Genomic DNA, 16,607 nt, shown 5'->3' with positions numbered 1-16,607 from the left:
CATGGATTGGATAGACACCTTCACTCTCTTTTTTGGCTCACTTGTCGCCAACACGCTTGCATCACTTTCGGGTGGCGGCGCGGGATTATTGCAATTTCCTTTATTAATATTTTTAGGATTACCTTTTTCTGTCGCACTTGGTACCCATAAAGTCGCTTCTGTTGCTTTGGGCTTAGGTGCGGCAAGCACTCATCTAAAAGCAGGCACGATCAAACTCCCCGTCGCTCTTTACCTTATTCTGGTAGGCAGTATCGGGGTCATCATTGGTGCCAATATCATCGTCCATATTCCTGATGGTATTGCAACGAGGATGTTAGGTGTCATGATCCTTGCACTCGGCATCTATTCCCGACTGAAAAAACAGTTGGGCCAATCAGAAATCATTATGCACCGTGATCGACTTGGTTGGATTATTGGCGGCTTCGGTCTAATGTTGATTGGAATCATCAATGGCTCACTGACTGCCGGATCTGGTTTACTCGTTACTCTGTTTTTAGTTCGCTGGTTTGGGTTTGATTATAAACAAGCGGTCGCTTACACCATGATTTGTGTCGGTTTATTTTGGAATGGCATCGGTGGCGTTGCCGTTGTTCAGGCAGGTGCACCGATTCACTGGGCATGGTTACCCGTTCTGCTATTAAGTTCCTTCTTGGGAGGAAGTCTGGGAGCTTGGGGAGCCACTCGATATAGCAACCGAGTGATTAAAATTGCCTTTGAGATTCTCACCTTTGCCGTCGGCATTAAACTGCTGGTTTAATTCAGCTAAAAGGAAAACAAAATGGATAAAGCCGTCATAAACATTTATTACTGTCGCCAATGCAACTGGATGTTACGTTCAACATGGCTTTCGCAAGAACTGCTGCATACGTTCAGTGAAGAAATAGAATCCATTAGCCTACATCCAGATACTGGTGGCCGATTCGAAATATTCTGCAACGGTCAGCAAATCTGGGAACGTAAAAAAGATGGTGGATTTCCAGAAGCCAAAGTGTTGAAGCAAAGGGTCAGAGACATTATTGATCCTGAGCGAGATTTAGGTCATTCAGACACAAAATAAGGGAACCCAAGGTTCCCTATCACCGCAGGTTGAACTGGTACACTCGACGGCTCCCAACAGCAGAACAATAGCTAGATTGTTGTCTGCGATAGAACCTCACCGTCTGGTGTTTGTACTACTAGTTTGTTTCCGTTCATCAAGCCGTAGCTTCGAGGCAAGCCATTACGAGGAAAAGTCATAGAACCCGGATTGAAGATAGTCACGCCATCTTGTAATTCCGCAACAGGGACGTGGGTGTGGCCATGTGCAATCACATCCCCCTCTTTGAGTTCCGGACGCTTGATACCGTTGTATACATGACCATGAGTTAAAAACAGGCGTTGACCGGATTCAAGCAAAACCCAGGCATAGTCCATCATCATAGGAAAAGTTAACAGCATCTGATCCACTTCACTATCACAGTTACCACGAACTGCGATGATCTGATTGCTGTACTGATTTAATAGCTCAGCGACCTGTGATGGGTTATACCCCTCAGGTATCGGGTTTCTAGGCCCGTGATTGAGAATATCCCCCAACAGAATCAAATGCTCAGCTCCAGACGCAATAAACAGCTCAATAGTTTCTTTAGCCGCAGGTAAAGAGCCATGCAAATCTGAGGCAAAAAATAGTTTCACGGCATTATCTCCTCAAAATGTATGAGGCTATTCTACGTCATTCTGGCGATAGCTCAACCAGCTTACTGGTCACGCACAAACTCAATCATCATTGGCAACAAATACACCCATACAGCGTAACCTGCACCGAAAAGTACCACTAGCCAAAAAACCATTGAGATGAACTTCGATTTTGCTAAATGATTCAGTGGATCCGGCTCACCACATCCAGGGCAGGTATGCGCTCGTTTAGAAATCTGTTTCTCACACACCGGACAAGCAACTAAGGGCATGATAATAATCCTCGACTATAAGCTTAGGGAACAAAGAATAAATGCCAGAGAACACATATGCAACATCTTAAATAATCAATACGTTAGAGATTATTCACTTTCGCCGACTTGAGAAAGCATTCTCCTTGATTACGGTTTCGGTCAGTCTCTTATCATGCCGTTAATCACGATGTTGTTATAGCTGACCATACCGATGACCTCGCCATCTTCAATGACTGGTGCACGGCTAATACCGAATCGTTCAAACAATCTGGCACAGTATTTCACGTTCATGTCTGGGCCGACGCACAGAGCAGGCTTTGTCATGATTTCATAGATATTGGTACGTTGAGGAGCCCGGTTATTCGCTAATACTTTTTTTGCAATATCATTCATCAGCACAATACCGAACTCATCATTGTCATCACGCTTCTTAACCACCAGTGCTTTAACCTGATATTTTTTGGCCAATGTAATACCTTCGTATACCGTCATCAGTCCATCAACCATAACGTAAGTCGCAGCCATTACATCTCTCACTCGTACTATCGCCTGATTACTCATAGTTCATCCTCAACGACCTTAGCCAAAGTCTCGACTTGGTGGGCAACACCAACGGCATCTTCAATATCAATTTGTATCGCAATACCCTGCCCTGACTCCCGGTCAAATTCGCCTACCTCACTGATGGTTTCCAATATATGCCGGGAGAGGTGCTCCTCTACAACAAACAACAACACATCTTTTTGCACTTCCAAAGTTAAGCCAAAAAAGGTTCGTTTTTGATTGAGCCCCTGTCCACGAGCATTATTAATGACCGTTGCTCCTGTCGCTCCAGCATCCCGAGCGGCATCAAGCACCTTGTCTGTTCTGGCATCTTCAACAAACGCAAGTATCAATTTAAAGCGCATTTTCTTCGTCCTCCGAGATGTCTTTATTAAGCCACTGACTAATTTGTGCATATCCCATTACGGATATCATCGGAAACAAACTGGCAAAGGCAATCAAACCAAAACCGTCTATCATTGGGTTTCTCCCCGGCACCGTTGACGCGAGGCCCAACCCCAGAGCAGTAACAAGCGGTACGGTTACTGTTGAAGTCGTTACTCCGCCTGAATCATAAGCTAACGGGACGATTAACTGGGGAGCATAAAAAGTCTGGACGACCACGACGATATAACCTGCAATGATGTAATAGTGAATCGGGTCTCCCGCTACAATCCGATAACTGCCCAACGCTATCCCAATCGCAACGCCTAGTGCCACCGCTACACGCAGACCAGTCACACGAATACTGCCACCGGACACCTGATTGGCTTTAATCGCCACCGCGATTAATGATGGCTCCGCAATCGTCGTGCTGAAACCAATAAAAAAGGCAAAGGTATACACCCAATAATAGTCGACCCATTCCAGCTGCTGTCCAACCGATACTTTGAACTCACGTAAGAAGTCAGGATTCGTGAGTTGTATTGCCATGGTTTCTCCCAGAGGAAACAACGCCATGTCTAATCCGAGTAAAAACAGAGACAAACCTAAAATGACATAGGCAAACCCGAACAGCACTTTTTTCAGGTTATTAACTGGCCGACGGAGTACTGCGAGCTGAAAACCAAATATGATGGCGGCGATAGGGATAACATCACGAATGGTGGTAAATATAGTGCTAAAAAATTGCTCAAATGAAATCATGCCACAACCATCCCATAGACCATGACAAACATCATAGGCAGCAAAGAAGCAAAAGCGATCAATCCAAAACCGTCAACCATCGGGTTCCGCCCTTTGATTGAAGAGGCAAGTCCCACGCCAAGCGCCGTCACAAGTGGCACGGTAATCGTTGATGTCGTCACTCCTCCTGAATCGTAAGCCACTCCTATGATAGATTCAGGTGCAAACCAGGTTAACACCACCACACCGACGTACCCGCCAATGATCATGTAATGGATTGGCCAACCTTTCAAAATTCGAAGCACACCAATAACGATCGCTATCCCGACCGACAAAGCCACTGTCACACGAAGCCCGGTGCCATAATCATGCATTGACTGCGGGGAGTTAGTAATCATGCCACCCTCCGCAGCCACCTGAGCGGATTTCTCTGCAACGGCGGTCAATGCGGGCTCTGCAATGGTGGTGCCAAACCCTAAACAAAAAGCGAAGACTAATAACCAGAACACACTGCCCTTTTTCGCAAACGCCTGAGCCATGCTTTCACCAATCGGGAAAAGGCCGAGTTCTAATCCAAAAATAAAAAACGTGAGTCCTAAAATGACGAATAATAAGCCAAGAAGAATGGAAACCAGATTCGGCAAAGGCTCTTGTAATACGACTAGTTGAAAAAAAACGATGACAATGACAATTGGCAAAAGATCGCGCGCACTATTGAGGAGAGCCCGAAAAAGAGCAACAAATGCTTCCATATCTCCCCTCTTGGTGAACGCTGTATATAGCCAAAGTGATACTTAATTGACACGACTTAATACCAGTCTGGCATAAATTGCTTGATGCAAATGTGAACAAGTCAGTGTCACCAATAACAAACAGTTACAATTTTTCATTATGTGAAGTTGATACGAAAGTTCGATTTTTACGAAGAACTCTGACGTACGCTGAATACACTGAGGGAATGTGATCACGCGACAAGCAAAGTGACTATACTGTTGTCATGTTTGTTCCAATTCATGAGAAGCCATGAATATATTACTAACCGGCGGAACCGGATTTATCGGCTCAGAGTTGCTTAAACTACTCACTACACATCGTGTAGTGCTATTAACACGTTCACCAGAAAAAGCCAGACAGCAACTCAAACATGCCGACCTTGGTAATATTGAGTATATCGATTCTCTGGCTCATCTGGCTGACCTCAATCATATTGACGCAGTGATTAACCTTGCGGGGGAGCCTATCGCAGACAAGCGATGGACAAAGAAGCAGAAAGATAAAATCTGCAAAAGCCGCTGGCACATAACAGAGAAAATTGTCGAATTGATCCACGCCAGTACCAAACCTCCGGCGGTATTTATCAGTGGATCCGCTGTTGGCTATTATGGCGACCAACAAGAGCACCCTTTTGACGAGTGTCTGCATGTCAACAATAACGATTTTCCCCATATTGTCTGCCAACAGTGGGAGCAGATTGCAAAGCGTGCAGAATCTGAAAATACTCGCGTTTGTTTATTGCGAACTGGGGTTGTACTCGGCCTGAATGGCGGTGCGCTGGCAAAAATGTTACTGCCCTACAAGTTAGGCCTAGGTGGACCTCTTGGAAGCGGAAACCAATACATGCCCTGGATTCATATTCTCGATATGGTCCGCGCTATTATCTATTTACTAAACACTCCTCACGCACACGGCGCGTTCAACATGTGCGCGCCGCACCCGGTAACCAACAGGATTTTCAGCGCCACATTAGCAAAAACGTTAAAACGACCACATCTGTTGTTCACGCCAAAATGGGTCATGGAAACCGTGATGGGGGAATCCGCCTGTCTGTTGTTCGACAGCATCAGAGCTAAGCCTAAGAAACTTACAGAACTTGATTTCCAGTTTACTTATTCGAGAATTGAACCAGCACTGAAGCACTTGCTTCATGAACGAAGCTGTTGAATGATAAGCCTTATTGAATGTTTATTCTGAGCGTAATTTATGAACAAGTCTATTCTCATCACTGGCTGCTCGACCGGTATTGGCTACGTATGTGCTCATGCCCTGAAAAAGCAAGGGATTAATGTCATCGCATCCTGCCGACATCACGACGATGTCCAGCGACTGCAAGCGGAAGGCTTAACCTGCATCCAACTTGATCTCAATGACCCTGATAGCATCACCCAAGGTGCAAAGCAGGCCGTAGAACTGGCACAGGGAAAACTCTACGCCCTATTCAACAATGGAGCATATGGTCAACCCGGAGCACTAGAAGATCTCCCGATTGAAGCACTCAAAGCACAATTTCAAACCAACTTTTTCGGTTGGCATCAACTGGTGCAGGAGATTCTTCCTCATATGAGATCTCAGGGCGAAGGCCGTATTATTCAAAACAGCTCTATACTTGGCTTTGCTGCAATGAAATATCGCGGTGCCTATAATGCCTCTAAGTTTGCTCTGGAAGGATGGACAGACACCTTAAGGCTTGAGCTGGCAGATACCAATATTAAAGTCGCGATCATTGAGCCTGGCCCTATCGAGACCCAGTTCAGACAAAATGCACTCAAAGCATTTGAACAGTGGATCGATGTGGAATCCAGCCCACACCGTATTGCCTATGAAGGTCAGAAAAAGCGCTTAGACAAAGACAAGTCAAATAACAAATTCGTTCTGCCAGCCGAAGCGTGTATTGCTCCAGTCCTTCATGCACTGACCAGCGATTCACCGAAAATCCGTTATCGTATTACAACACCAACTAAGGTGTTCGCCGTACTAAAAAGGTTATTACCCACACGGTTGCTCGATAAAATTTTGCGACAAGCAGCATAAAATACTTTTGTTGTCGTGTAATTTCATCGTAACAATGTGATGCCATCATGAGCATGTAGGTTAAAAAAACCTCAACTGTTCGAATCAATATCTAAGCAAATCTTGCACAAAAATGAATATTTTTTTAGTACAATGACTTGGTTAGATTTGGTATCGCCACCCAATCTGTTTTGTACTAATGCGAGACAATAATGACATTAAATCAGCTTAACTGGCTTAGTGTGGGTGTAGTGTTGGCCTTGTTCATCCTATTCTGATACCACATTTGCATGATGAAAATAACAATCCCCGTGCAAAAATCGCCAATTTAATACCACTTTCGCTTGTTATCAGGACAACGCTGCTTCGGCAGCGTTTTTCTTTTCGATGCTATCTAAATCTAATCAATCCAAACATCTCGTGGTTATTTGGCTATACTGCTTGAATTTCCACGAAAACAACTCCATATCAATAACCAACGACAAGAAACAAAAGCAAGGATACTCTGATGCAATCCCCATTTATCGTTGAGCTCACAGAACAGAACTTTCGCGAAACACTTGAAGGATCAATGAACGCGCCTGTTCTGATCCATTTCTGGGCTAATGCGCAACCAGAAAGCGCACAAATACTCCCTGAGTTACAATCGCTGACTCAACAGTATAATGGTGCCTTTACCCTTGCTTTACTTAATTGCGAAAATCAACCCGCTTTGGCGTCTCAGTTTGGTGTCCAGGTGTTACCCACTATCGCTCTGTTTATCAATGGCCAGGCAGTCGATGGTTTAGGTGGCCCTCAGCCCATCAATGCTATCGCCACTATGCTGCAAAAACACCTCCCAAGCCCCGATGAACAATCGCTAAAGCAGGCCTCAGAGTTGCTGCAACAAGGCCAACACGCCGAAGCATTGAACATCATTCAAACACTACCTGCAGAACTGCAGTCTCGTGGTGATGTTAAGCTAGCAACGGCAGACTGCTTACTAGAAACAAAACAGTTTGAAGTTGCGCAAGAGCTATTAGGTTCAATTCCCCTTGAGTATCAAGACAACTACTACAAAGGATTGTTAGCAAAACTTGAACTGCATCAGCAAGCAGCAAACAGTCCAGAGCTTCAACGTTTGGAGCACGAATACGCCGCAAACGCAGACAATATCGAACTGGCATGTGAGTTAGCAGTTCAATACAACCAAGTTGGTCGTGATGAAGAAGCGTTAGAACTGCTTTGGAACATTCTTAAAGTGAATTTAGGCGCTCAGGATGGAGAAGTGAAGAAAACCTTTATGGATATTCTGAGTGCATTAGGTCAGGGTAATGTCTTGGCCAGTAAGTATCGCCGCCAACTGTACTCTATCTTGTACTAAGTGAACGGAAATTTGGATTTAAATCAAAAAGGTCGGTGAATTCCGGCCTTTATCATGTCTGACATCAAACAACAGCAAATCGATCCCTGCCTTCAATTGTCTAATTGCAACAAATGGGTAAAAATGAATGAAACATCATGCATTGAAAGGAATATTCCATGCCAGTTGATTCATTGATTACTATCGGTATTTTTGTTGTCCTTGCCATTATTATTCTTTCATCTGCCATAAAAACGGTTCCTCAAGGGAACAACTGGACTGTTGAGAGGTTTGGCCGTTATACCCACACCCTAAAACCCGGATTAAACCTCATCATTCCTTTTATCGACCGTATTGGTCATAAAATTAATATGATGGAGCGAGTTTTAGATATTCCCGCACAAGAGGTTATCAGTAAAGATAACGCCAATGTTACGATTGACGCTGTGGGCTTTGTACAGGTTATCGAAGCAGCAAAAGCAGCGTATGAGGTTAACGATCTCGAACACGCCATCAGAAACCTTACTCTTACTAATATTCGTACCGTGTTAGGCTCGATGGAGTTAGACGAAATGCTCAGCCAACGTGACATGATCAATTCCAAGTTACTCGCTATCGTTGACCAAGCAACTAACCCTTGGGGTGTAAAAGTCACACGTATCGAAATCAAAGATGTACAGCCACCAGCAGACTTAACGGCGGCTATGAATGCTCAGATGAAAGCGGAACGTAATAAGCGTGCTGAAATTCTTGAAGCGGAGGGGATCCGCCAAGCAGAGATCCTTAAAGCAGAAGGCCATAAACAATCGCAAATATTAAAAGCAGAAGGTGAGAAGCAGTCTGCGATTCTCCATGCTGAAGCTCGCGAACGTGCTGCACAAGCAGAAGCCCAAGCGACCGCTGTAGTTTCAGAAGCGATTGCGAAAGGTGACATGCAAGCCGTGAATTACTTTATTGCACAGGGTTATACCGACGCATTAAAGAGTATTGGCCAAGCAGAAAATGGCAAAATCATCATGCTACCGCTTGAAGCCACTGGCCTAATGGGTTCAGTAGCAGGCATTGCCGAAATGTTTAAACAACAGAATAAAGAATAAGACCTGCCTATGGACTTCATTAGCTTACTAGATGGGATCACTTTCTGGCACTGGCTAGCACTAGGATTAGCCCTGCTTGCAATCGAGTTACTTGGCACCGCAGGCTACTGCCTCTGGCTTGGTATTTCAGCGCTAATTGTTGGGGTGATACTGTCAATGCTACCGATGAGCTGGCAACTACAATGGTTATCTTTTGCCACATTCAGTTTAATCACCACCTGGTTATGGTGGCGGCGACAATGGAAGCAAGATAAAGAAGATGATCAAGTACGGGACTTGAATCAAAAATACAAACAACTGATTGGCAGAACACTTACCATCGAAGAAGACTTTTCCATTGGTCTGAATAGAATTCATGTGGCAGATACCACTTGGTCAGCACAATCTGATGAGGCTCTTCCGGCGGGAACCAGAGTAAAAATAGTGGCCGTGGAAGGGATTATTCTGATCATAGAACCTGTTTCTAAGTAACTTATGTAAAAATAATGGAGCGTTCATCGCTCCGTTATTATCTAATCTTAATTATTCTTTTATTTCATCATCTTGTTTAAATTGCTAATAAAAATTAAGTTTTATAATAATATGGTCATCCTCTCTTTATACTCTTGATTAAATTTAAACACAAATAATAAAATCAACAAGATAAAATCAAATTAAATATTTTGACTGCATCTAATTTCAATATAAAAAATAAAATATTACTAATTTATTTTTTGATCTTTCTTTTCCTCTATACATACTTAATTCATAAGCATAGTATTTAATGCTTATATTTTAGGTAAGTGAAAAGATGAACTATGAAAGACGAGAAGTGTTTTAGATAGAAGCTTAGTCTTGAGTATAGATATGTGTTTTACTTTGGCTGGATCGTAACAATACTTTAGACGCCAAGTTACAAAACAAAACCAATAGCAACTGAGTGCTTATTGAGTAATGTTAATATATTTAAACATGCCGCGAAACAGAGTCTATATACAGTGTTCTCTTTAATTTTTTATTTGATTATAAATTAATGTATTAGAAGAAAATCTAAATTCATTAATAAGTAAGAGGTTTACCATGAAACGAATAGCCACTTTAATTTTTGCATGCTTGGTATTTTCTTCACCTGTTTCATTCGCTCAAAATGCCGGGCATGTATTTGGTGCTGGAGTTGACTGTACCTTTAGTGATGGCACCGTTAAACAACTTCCTCGAGAATTATGCAAAATGTATGGAGGCGTATATAAATAGCCTCTCAAACTCAATGATTAGACGAAGTTTATCTGGGTCAGATTATTCTCTTAGGTAAACTTCTCACTTCATTTAATATCACTGATTAAAATTTGTAAAAGTCTGATCCGATAAAAGCATCCCAGCCTCTTTGCCATTCCGCTTTAATCATTATTTCTTGCGACTGACCTGCACATTGATCATCATAACGAACGCCCTGAACACCTTTTTCAAAAGCGCTAAACGGATCACAGTACTCCGCTTTCCCTGCCTGATAACCGCTTTTGTATGATTCTTCATCGAAAGCAACCGACTTTTTTAGTGTAGTTAAAATGTCATTGTCATATTGATAACCATTGGCACCAAATCTTTCACCTTGACCATACCAATATTCAGCGGCCGTTTTAGGGCTGTTACTACATGCTTGCAGAGAAAGTAACACCAACGAAATAAACAGTACTTCCTTCATAATCCAACCAATACCAAAGTAATAACGACTATATAACTTGAGCAGATGGCAAAAAAAAGCTGAGCGTTTGCTCAGCTTTTTCAATTCAACTCATTATTTTACGCCGAATGGCATAGTTAGAATTAGTTTAAAGTCTGTTTCATCGTTAAATGCGTTAGAGTATGGACCCCAATCTGACGCATCAGAATCATTGTAGAAGTTAGTGTAGTAGAAGCTGATGTTAGCATCTTTAAGCGCGCCACCTTGAATTGCGTAGTTTGCGAAGAAGCTGTATGAGTACTCTACCAATTCATCGAAGCCAGACGCTTTAGCACCACCACCGTAAGCACCACTTAGACCTGCGCTAAATCCGTTACCACCGATATCTGAGAAGTCACGCGCTGCAGATAGGAAGAACGCATATTCACCATCGTGGTTAAAGTCAGAACGGTTGTTCCACCAAATATCGTAAGCACCGTTTGAACCGCCATATTGCTCAGTCAGACGGTAAGCCATGTTACCGACTTGGCCACGCTTGTCATCAGAATCTGCCGACGTGTAAGTTGCTTCAGCACGGAAATTGTACTGACCCATAGATTGAGAAGTTAAAAGAGCCACTTGGAACGCAGTGCTGTCGTATTGGTTATCATCATCAACTACGTAAAGTTGTGGAGACCAGTACAGACCACCATCTGTTGTGCCTTTCACTTTGAAGTGGAAATTCTTACGGTCACCGTCTGTTAAACCGCCGTAACCTGCATCAAAAGAGATACCATTGTCTAAAGCGTAGCGAGCACCAAACGAGTAAACATCACCGACTTCTTTTCCTGCACCACCCCAGAAAGACCCCTCATTGAACTCGTAAGTTTCTTTGAACCATGGTGCTTTGTATTCATCTGCGTAAACAAAGCCAAGAGCAAGTTTACCGAAGTTTGCACCGATTTCACCACCACGATAAGTACCCGGAGCAAATGACCAGTTCACACCTAGAGAACTAGGAACAGATGGCTGGAAGTAACCTAGTTTAGCATTAAAGTTTTCACCAAACTTAAACTTAACTGCTGCGGAAGCAAACGATACGCCATTGTCAGTTTCGTATGAATCACATGAGCTACCAGCGCCGTATGGAGAGTCACAATCGAAGAAGTTCATCTCGTGTTCGAATGACGCATTATTCCACATATCGAAAGTAGAGTAGATAACAGTATCAAAACCAATCGTGTCGGCTATATAACCAGAGTGGAAACCCAGATTAGCGAAGATTGAACCGTGGTCTAAGTTAGCAACTTTAGATGTATCATTGCCGTCTGCATCTTTACCCGCGCGATCACGAGCACGCATAAAGAAGTTTACATTACCGCTGATTGTAGACTCAGAGAAAAACTCTGAAACTGCACCCGCATAAGCTGGACCTACTGGATCTTCAGCCATAACAGGAGCTGCAACTACCGCCCCCATCATTGCTGCGGTTAGCGCAGATACTTTAAAAAATTTGTCCATGGAAAAACTCCTAAAAATAGATATAGCTGTTTTTTCTATCTCTCCTTAAGTTGGCCGCCGAAGGAGAGAAATATTAAGCTTCGTTATTCCTAACTCGGCTTTTTTAGTTCCTGTATACACACCGTGTATCACACGTCATTAAGACTAACTTCGCGACAAAAAACATCCAAATGGAACTTATTTTTTTTCTAAAAAAATATGAGCGACAACAAACTTCCATATTAGTTATTGATCCAGATCTTATTTTTTAAATACACCAAGACAAAAACAAAAAATTATTTATAAATCAGTTATATAAATAAAAATACCAGCACTAACTTGAAGTGCCTCGCAGAGTAGATAACAAAATAATTTAAATTATTCAGGTAGAGAACTTGATCACTGAAAGATCAAAAACGTCGAATTAGGAGTAAATTACGGACTTAATACAAGAAAAGAAAAAGCCCCAGAAGCTTAGCTGCTGGGGCTGATTAGAAAGGTATTTGCTTTTTGGCTTAACTTAATTCATCAAGTCGAGTAAGTCTTGCTCGGTTTTAATTTCAATCCCCAACTCTTGAGCTTTTGCCAATTTAGAACCCGCATTTTCACCTGCAAATAGAATATCCGTTTTCTTAGAAACACTGCCGGTTACTTTCGCCCCAAGCGCTTGTAGTGCTTCTTTTGCTTCGGTGCGACCTAATTGAGAAAGAGTCCCTGTTAGCACCACGGTCTTACCTTCTAACGGCAATTCCACTCCTTGCTCTGGAATATTGATTTCTGGCCAGTGGATGCCTTGGTCGAGTAAATCTTTCACGACGGCTTGGTTTTTCTCTTCGTCAAAGAAGGTCGTGATATGCTTCGCTACCACACCACCAATATCCTGAACCTCAATTAACTGTTCTTCTGTCGCGACTTGTATCAAATCAAGTGACTTGAAATGCTGAGCCAGATTAGCTGCGGTCGCTTCCCCTACCTCTCGGATACCTAATGAGTATAAGAAACGAGGTAACGTCGTTAACTTAGACTTTTCTAGTGCATTGACAATATTTTGCGCTGACTTAGGCCCCATACGCTCTAAGACCGTCAAAATTCCCGCCGACAACTTAAACAAGTCCGCAGGGGTTTCCACCATTTCGCGATCTACAAGTTGTTCAATCACTTTATCGCCCAGGCCATCTACATCTAACGCTTTACGAGACACAAAGTGCTTCAAAGCCTGCTTGCGCTGCGCCTGACAAACCAAACCACCCGTACATCGAGTGACCGCTTCCCCTTCGATACGTTCCACGTGTGAACCACAAACCGGACAAAGTGAAGGAAAGAGGATATCTCTCGCGTTTTCTGGTCGGCGTTCGCGGATCACAGAGACCACTTGAGGAATCACATCACCAGCACGGCGAATCACGACCTGATCACCAATTTTAACTTGCAGACGTTCAATTTCATCCGCGTTATGCAAAGTGGCATTACTGACTGTCACGCCACCCACAAAAACGGGTTCCAGTTTTGCTACAGGAGTAATTGCTCCGGTACGCCCAACCTGAAACTCGACTTCATTTAGCGTGGTGATCTCTTCTTGTGCCGGGAATTTGTAAGCAATCGCCCATCGTGGAGCGCGAGCAACAAATCCCAATCGTTCCTGAATTGCAATATCGTCAACTTTAATTACAACACCATCAATTTCATACGGTAGATCATCACGACGCTGTAATATGTCTTGGTAGTACGCTTTCACTTCAGCCAAGCTTTCTACACGCTTGGTTTCAGGACACATCGGTAGCCCCCAGGACTTGATTTGCAGAAAACGTTCATAATGACTGGCAGCCAATTCAGCTCCCTGAACAACACCAACACTGTAAGCATAGAAGCTCAGTGGGCGAGAAGCCGTAATACGCGAGTCTAGTTGACGTAAGCTACCAGCCGCTGCGTTACGAGGGTTAACAAAAACCTTATCCCCTTTTTGACGAGCCAACTCATTTAGCTTTTCAAAGCCTGCTTTTGGCATGAAGACTTCACCACGCACTTCAAGACGAGCAGGCCAATCATCGCCTCTCAACTTCAGTGGGATAGCATTAATTGTTCGAACGTTTTCAGTGATGTTTTCACCCGTTGTCCCATCACCACGAGTCGCTGCTTGCACAAGAATCCCATTTTCGTACAGCAAACTTACGGCTAAGCCATCCAATTTAGGCTCGCAACAGTATTGCTTTATACTTTGGTTGCCGACCCGGTCCTGCGCTCGTTTGTGGAAGCTGTCCAACTCACTATCATCAAAAGCGTTGTCTAACGATAGCATCGGTACTTCATGTGTTACCTGGCTAAATTCAGATAAAGGTTTACCACCAACGCGCTGGCTTGGAGAATCAATAGTTACTAAATCCGGGTTTTGCGCTTCAATTTCCAGTAATTCACGCATGAGTCGATCATACTCAGCATCAGGAATCTCTGGGTTATCTTCCACGTAGTAACGAACAGCGTGGTAATGCAACGACTCTTTTAGTTCTTCTAGTCGTTGAAGTACTGATTCAGACATATTAAAGCCCCGTATTTTTTCAATCGGTGAGGTTGGAATCGAAGAAAAAGGGCTCCAACCGGAGCCCTTCTTTATTTGGTCTTAAGATTATGCGTTAGCCGTCTTAAACTCAACTATTTGACGACGATAAGACGCCAAGCGGTCTGGAGTCATCAGGTTTCTGCGATCATCCAGAACATTTCCGCCCATATCGTCGGCAATCTGTTGCGCCGTACGAAGCATCAAGTTGAAGTTTTGTTCCGCTTCACCAAAGCAAGGTAATGTCATAAAGAACGAGATGCCTTTGGTGGCAAATTCTGCTGGATCACCATGAGCTAACGTGCCTGGATGCATCATATTCGCAACGCTAAACAGCACTTTGCCCGTACCAGACAGATCAACGTGTCGGTGGAAGATATCCATCTCACCATAGATAAGGCCATTTTGTTGCATGCTATCAAACAGTTCTGTCCCTACAAATGGCTCTTCACCAGCACAATGCACATTGAGAACAATCACCTGCATTTCTGGTTCAAGCTTAGGTTCTTCTTCAGGGGCAGCAGCAATGATTGGTTCTTCAGTCACTTCCATCTGCGGAACCGGATCAGTAAATGCAGGCGGTACAGATTCATCTACCGTTGGTTGAACAGGATTTTGCATCACTGGCTCTTGGATAAACGATTCTTGATTAAACGGCTCTTTAACGACGACTTCATCATCGTGAGACTTACCAGCCACAAACGAAGAAACCTCTTCAGGCTCATCCTTGAATGGCTTGTCTTCCACTACTCCGCCAAACAGGGGATCTGACTCAATCCTGGTATCAAACGTGTTTTCCATGCCAAAATCTGGCTCTTGGCGATCTTTACGAATGATTTCAACATCGTCTTCTGGAGCAGAATCGACAATCCGCTCCTTCTTGATTCGGCTAGCTTTACCTTGGTCAACTTCCAACTTACCAAGCGGCTTGTTACCAAATTTTGCTTTGCCTTCTTTTTTACTGCTCCACAAACCATGAAACAGCAGCGCCGCGATGGCTAATGCGCCAACAACAATGAGTACGAATCGCAATTCCTGCATTATTTACTCTCAATATACTTGTTTGTACTACTCGCACTTCCTTGAGCAGCAACCCAAGTGCAATAATTCTTAATGATGCGTTTACTTTACCAAAACTATATGTAGGTTTAGAACAACTTAATGCAAGAAGTTCACTTTTTTGTTGTGATTCTTGCCACGATTCCACTTTACAAGAGGCTAATTGTTAGGGCATTGAAAGAAAAGTCGCGACAGGTACAATGAGTTCTCATTCTCTCAAAACGAAATGGATATGACGCTAAACAATCAGCCTAAAACCGGATTCGGTTATTTCCTATATGGTATAAAGCTCGCACTGTCACCAAAGATAAGACGCTTTGTCGTATTGCCTCTACTTGCAAACGTCCTGCTTGTTGGTGGTGCTATTTTTTACATGTTCTCTCATCTTAATACATGGATTGAAGGCTGGATTGGGCAACTGCCAGATATCCTATCCTGGCTTACTTATGTTCTTTGGCCTTTACTTGCGCTTACCATACTAGCGACTTTTTCGTATTTTTTTAGCACGTTAGCTAACTTTATCGCCGCACCGTTCAACGGTCTGCTGGCTGAGAAAGTAGAAGAGTATCTAACCGGACAAAAGATTAATGACGACGGTTTCACTGCTGTTATTAAAGATATTCCTCGCGTTCTGGCCCGAGAATGGCGCAAGCTGCTTTATACTCTTCCTAAAGCGATTGGTTTATTCTTATTGCTACTTATCCCAGCACTGGGACAAACTGTTGGACCATTTCTATGGTTTATCTTCACTGCCTGGATGTTAGCCATCCAGTATTGTGACTATCCATTTGATAACCACAAAATCCCGTTCAACGATATGCGTTACAAATTGAAACAAAAACAGGGCAAAGCCTACGGGTTTGGCGTTATGGTTTCAGTATTTACGACAATCCCAATTCTGAATCTGATTGTGATGCCCGTTGCGATATGTGGTGCCACTGCAATGTGGGTCGCAGAATTCAAACATCAGAGATAATCAGTAGCATGCGAAAGAATACGGGAGGACTTCGGCTTTTCCCTATTCTTTTGCTGAAAT

Annotated in this window: 18 protein-coding genes; 8 read left to right on the top strand and 10 right to left on the bottom strand. The window is 43.3% G+C overall.

Annotated features, from left to right (window positions below):
* Position 1: 1 nt before the first annotated feature.
* Complete coding sequence (locus tag ACWYU8_RS13910) at positions 2–757, top strand: sulfite exporter TauE/SafE family protein (protein ID WP_457520254.1); 756 nt, start codon at positions 2–4, stop codon at positions 755–757.
* 21 nt (positions 758–778) lie between these two features.
* Positions 779–1,057 carry a SelT/SelW/SelH family protein gene (locus ACWYU8_RS13905; protein WP_457520253.1) on the top strand — a complete coding sequence of 93 codons (279 nt, stop codon included), beginning with the start codon at positions 779–781 and terminating at the stop codon, positions 1,055–1,057.
* Positions 1,058–1,128: 71 nt separating this feature from the next.
* Here ACWYU8_RS13905 and yfcE read toward each other — a convergent pair whose 3' ends face one another.
* From yfcE to ACWYU8_RS13875, 6 genes are all read right to left on the bottom strand, one after another.
* On the bottom strand, positions 1,129–1,674 hold the full coding sequence (yfcE, locus tag ACWYU8_RS13900) for a phosphodiesterase (RefSeq protein WP_457520252.1): 546 nt from the start codon (positions 1,672–1,674) through the stop codon (positions 1,129–1,131).
* Between the two features lie 62 nt (positions 1,675–1,736).
* Positions 1,737–1,946: a hypothetical protein gene (locus tag ACWYU8_RS13895; protein WP_457520251.1), complete on the bottom strand. Its 210-nt coding sequence runs from the start codon at positions 1,944–1,946 to the stop codon at positions 1,737–1,739.
* Between the two features lie 141 nt (positions 1,947–2,087).
* Entirely contained in the window at positions 2,088–2,489 is a 402-nt protein-coding gene (locus ACWYU8_RS13890; protein ID WP_457520250.1) for a CBS domain-containing protein, read from the bottom strand.
* A complete protein-coding gene (locus tag ACWYU8_RS13885; RefSeq protein ID WP_444494164.1) occupies positions 2,486–2,836 on the bottom strand; it encodes a P-II family nitrogen regulator in 351 nt (116 codons plus the stop codon). Before ACWYU8_RS13885 ends, ACWYU8_RS13890 begins: the two co-directional genes overlap by 4 nt.
* Positions 2,826–3,617: a DUF1538 domain-containing protein gene (locus ACWYU8_RS13880; RefSeq protein ID WP_457520249.1), complete on the bottom strand. Its 792-nt coding sequence runs from the start codon at positions 3,615–3,617 to the stop codon at positions 2,826–2,828. The genes ACWYU8_RS13885 and ACWYU8_RS13880 overlap by 11 nt, the downstream gene beginning before the upstream one ends.
* Positions 3,614–4,348: a DUF1538 family protein gene (locus ACWYU8_RS13875; RefSeq protein WP_457520248.1), complete on the bottom strand. Its 735-nt coding sequence runs from the start codon at positions 4,346–4,348 to the stop codon at positions 3,614–3,616. The genes ACWYU8_RS13880 and ACWYU8_RS13875 overlap by 4 nt, the downstream gene beginning before the upstream one ends.
* A gap of 271 nt (positions 4,349–4,619) precedes the next feature.
* On the opposite strand from ACWYU8_RS13875, the gene ACWYU8_RS13870 reads away from it, so the two are divergent.
* The 5 genes from ACWYU8_RS13870 (at position 4,620) to ACWYU8_RS13850 (ending at position 9,293) form a co-directional block, all read left to right on the top strand.
* Positions 4,620–5,537 (top strand): TIGR01777 family oxidoreductase, encoded by a 918-nt coding sequence (locus ACWYU8_RS13870; RefSeq protein ID WP_457520247.1) that lies wholly within the window; start codon positions 4,620–4,622, stop codon positions 5,535–5,537.
* A gap of 39 nt (positions 5,538–5,576) precedes the next feature.
* Positions 5,577–6,404 carry an SDR family oxidoreductase gene (locus ACWYU8_RS13865; RefSeq protein ID WP_457520246.1) on the top strand — a complete coding sequence of 276 codons (828 nt, stop codon included), beginning with the start codon at positions 5,577–5,579 and terminating at the stop codon, positions 6,402–6,404.
* Positions 6,405–6,891: 487 nt separating this feature from the next.
* Positions 6,892–7,746: a co-chaperone YbbN gene (locus ACWYU8_RS13860; RefSeq protein ID WP_457520245.1), complete on the top strand. Its 855-nt coding sequence runs from the start codon at positions 6,892–6,894 to the stop codon at positions 7,744–7,746.
* Positions 7,747–7,904: 158 nt separating this feature from the next.
* Positions 7,905–8,822, top strand: a complete 918-nt coding sequence (locus tag ACWYU8_RS13855; RefSeq protein WP_457520244.1) for an SPFH domain-containing protein — start codon at positions 7,905–7,907, stop codon at positions 8,820–8,822.
* A 9-nt stretch (positions 8,823–8,831) separates the two neighbouring features.
* Positions 8,832–9,293 carry an NfeD family protein gene (locus ACWYU8_RS13850; RefSeq protein WP_457520243.1) on the top strand — a complete coding sequence of 154 codons (462 nt, stop codon included), beginning with the start codon at positions 8,832–8,834 and terminating at the stop codon, positions 9,291–9,293.
* An 847-nt stretch (positions 9,294–10,140) separates the two neighbouring features.
* Here ACWYU8_RS13850 and ACWYU8_RS13845 read toward each other — a convergent pair.
* The 4 genes from ACWYU8_RS13845 to zipA form a co-directional block, all read right to left on the bottom strand.
* Positions 10,141–10,503, bottom strand: coding sequence for a DUF2799 domain-containing protein (locus tag ACWYU8_RS13845; protein ID WP_457520354.1), 363 nt, complete (start codon positions 10,501–10,503; stop codon positions 10,141–10,143).
* A 93-nt stretch (positions 10,504–10,596) separates the two neighbouring features.
* Positions 10,597–11,982 (bottom strand): multidrug transporter, encoded by a 1,386-nt coding sequence (locus ACWYU8_RS13840; protein WP_457520242.1) that lies wholly within the window; start codon positions 11,980–11,982, stop codon positions 10,597–10,599.
* 499 nt (positions 11,983–12,481) lie between these two features.
* On the bottom strand, positions 12,482–14,494 hold the full coding sequence (gene ligA / locus ACWYU8_RS13835) for an NAD-dependent DNA ligase LigA (RefSeq protein ID WP_457520241.1): 2,013 nt from the start codon (positions 14,492–14,494) through the stop codon (positions 12,482–12,484).
* A gap of 87 nt (positions 14,495–14,581) precedes the next feature.
* Positions 14,582–15,553: a cell division protein ZipA gene (gene zipA, locus ACWYU8_RS13830; RefSeq protein ID WP_457520240.1), complete on the bottom strand. Its 972-nt coding sequence runs from the start codon at positions 15,551–15,553 to the stop codon at positions 14,582–14,584.
* Positions 15,554–15,803: 250 nt separating this feature from the next.
* Here zipA and cysZ point away from each other — a divergent pair, with 250 nt between their 5' ends.
* Positions 15,804–16,547, top strand: coding sequence for a sulfate transporter CysZ (gene cysZ, locus ACWYU8_RS13825; protein WP_457520239.1), 744 nt, complete (start codon positions 15,804–15,806; stop codon positions 16,545–16,547).
* Positions 16,548–16,607 lie beyond the last annotated feature (60 nt).

Source organism: Vibrio limimangrovi (genome assembly GCF_054064025.1).
This window is presented reverse-complemented; position numbering and strand designations above follow the sequence as displayed.

Excerpts from the sequence above, each read along its gene's own strand:
- ACWYU8_RS13885 (WP_444494164.1), bottom strand. The coding sequence starts at position 2,836 with ATGCGCTTTAAATTGATACTTGCGTTTGTTGAAGATGCCAGAACAGAC.
- ACWYU8_RS13895 (WP_457520251.1), bottom strand. The coding sequence starts at position 1,946 with ATGCCCTTAGTTGCTTGTCCGGTGTGTGAGAAACAGATTTCTAAACGA.
- ACWYU8_RS13870 (WP_457520247.1), top strand. The coding sequence starts at position 4,620 with ATGAATATATTACTAACCGGCGGAACCGGATTTATCGGCTCAGAGTTG.
- ACWYU8_RS13850 (WP_457520243.1), top strand. The coding sequence starts at position 8,832 with ATGGACTTCATTAGCTTACTAGATGGGATCACTTTCTGGCACTGGCTA.
- ACWYU8_RS13845 (WP_457520354.1), bottom strand. The coding sequence starts at position 10,503 with ATGAAGGAAGTACTGTTTATTTCGTTGGTGTTACTTTCTCTGCAAGCA.
- ACWYU8_RS13880 (WP_457520249.1), bottom strand. The coding sequence starts at position 3,617 with ATGATTTCATTTGAGCAATTTTTTAGCACTATATTTACCACCATTCGT.
- ACWYU8_RS13860 (WP_457520245.1), top strand. The coding sequence starts at position 6,892 with ATGCAATCCCCATTTATCGTTGAGCTCACAGAACAGAACTTTCGCGAA.
- ACWYU8_RS13890 (WP_457520250.1), bottom strand. The coding sequence starts at position 2,489 with ATGAGTAATCAGGCGATAGTACGAGTGAGAGATGTAATGGCTGCGACT.
- ACWYU8_RS13855 (WP_457520244.1), top strand. The coding sequence starts at position 7,905 with ATGCCAGTTGATTCATTGATTACTATCGGTATTTTTGTTGTCCTTGCC.
- zipA (WP_457520240.1), bottom strand. The coding sequence starts at position 15,553 with ATGCAGGAATTGCGATTCGTACTCATTGTTGTTGGCGCATTAGCCATC.
- ACWYU8_RS13905 (WP_457520253.1), top strand. The coding sequence starts at position 779 with ATGGATAAAGCCGTCATAAACATTTATTACTGTCGCCAATGCAACTGG.
- ACWYU8_RS13840 (WP_457520242.1), bottom strand. The coding sequence starts at position 11,982 with ATGGACAAATTTTTTAAAGTATCTGCGCTAACCGCAGCAATGATGGGG.
- ACWYU8_RS13865 (WP_457520246.1), top strand. The coding sequence starts at position 5,577 with ATGAACAAGTCTATTCTCATCACTGGCTGCTCGACCGGTATTGGCTAC.
- ligA (WP_457520241.1), bottom strand. The coding sequence starts at position 14,494 with ATGTCTGAATCAGTACTTCAACGACTAGAAGAACTAAAAGAGTCGTTG.
- ACWYU8_RS13875 (WP_457520248.1), bottom strand. The coding sequence starts at position 4,348 with ATGGAAGCATTTGTTGCTCTTTTTCGGGCTCTCCTCAATAGTGCGCGC.
- cysZ (WP_457520239.1), top strand. The coding sequence starts at position 15,804 with ATGACGCTAAACAATCAGCCTAAAACCGGATTCGGTTATTTCCTATAT.
- ACWYU8_RS13910 (WP_457520254.1), top strand. The coding sequence starts at position 2 with ATGGATTGGATAGACACCTTCACTCTCTTTTTTGGCTCACTTGTCGCC.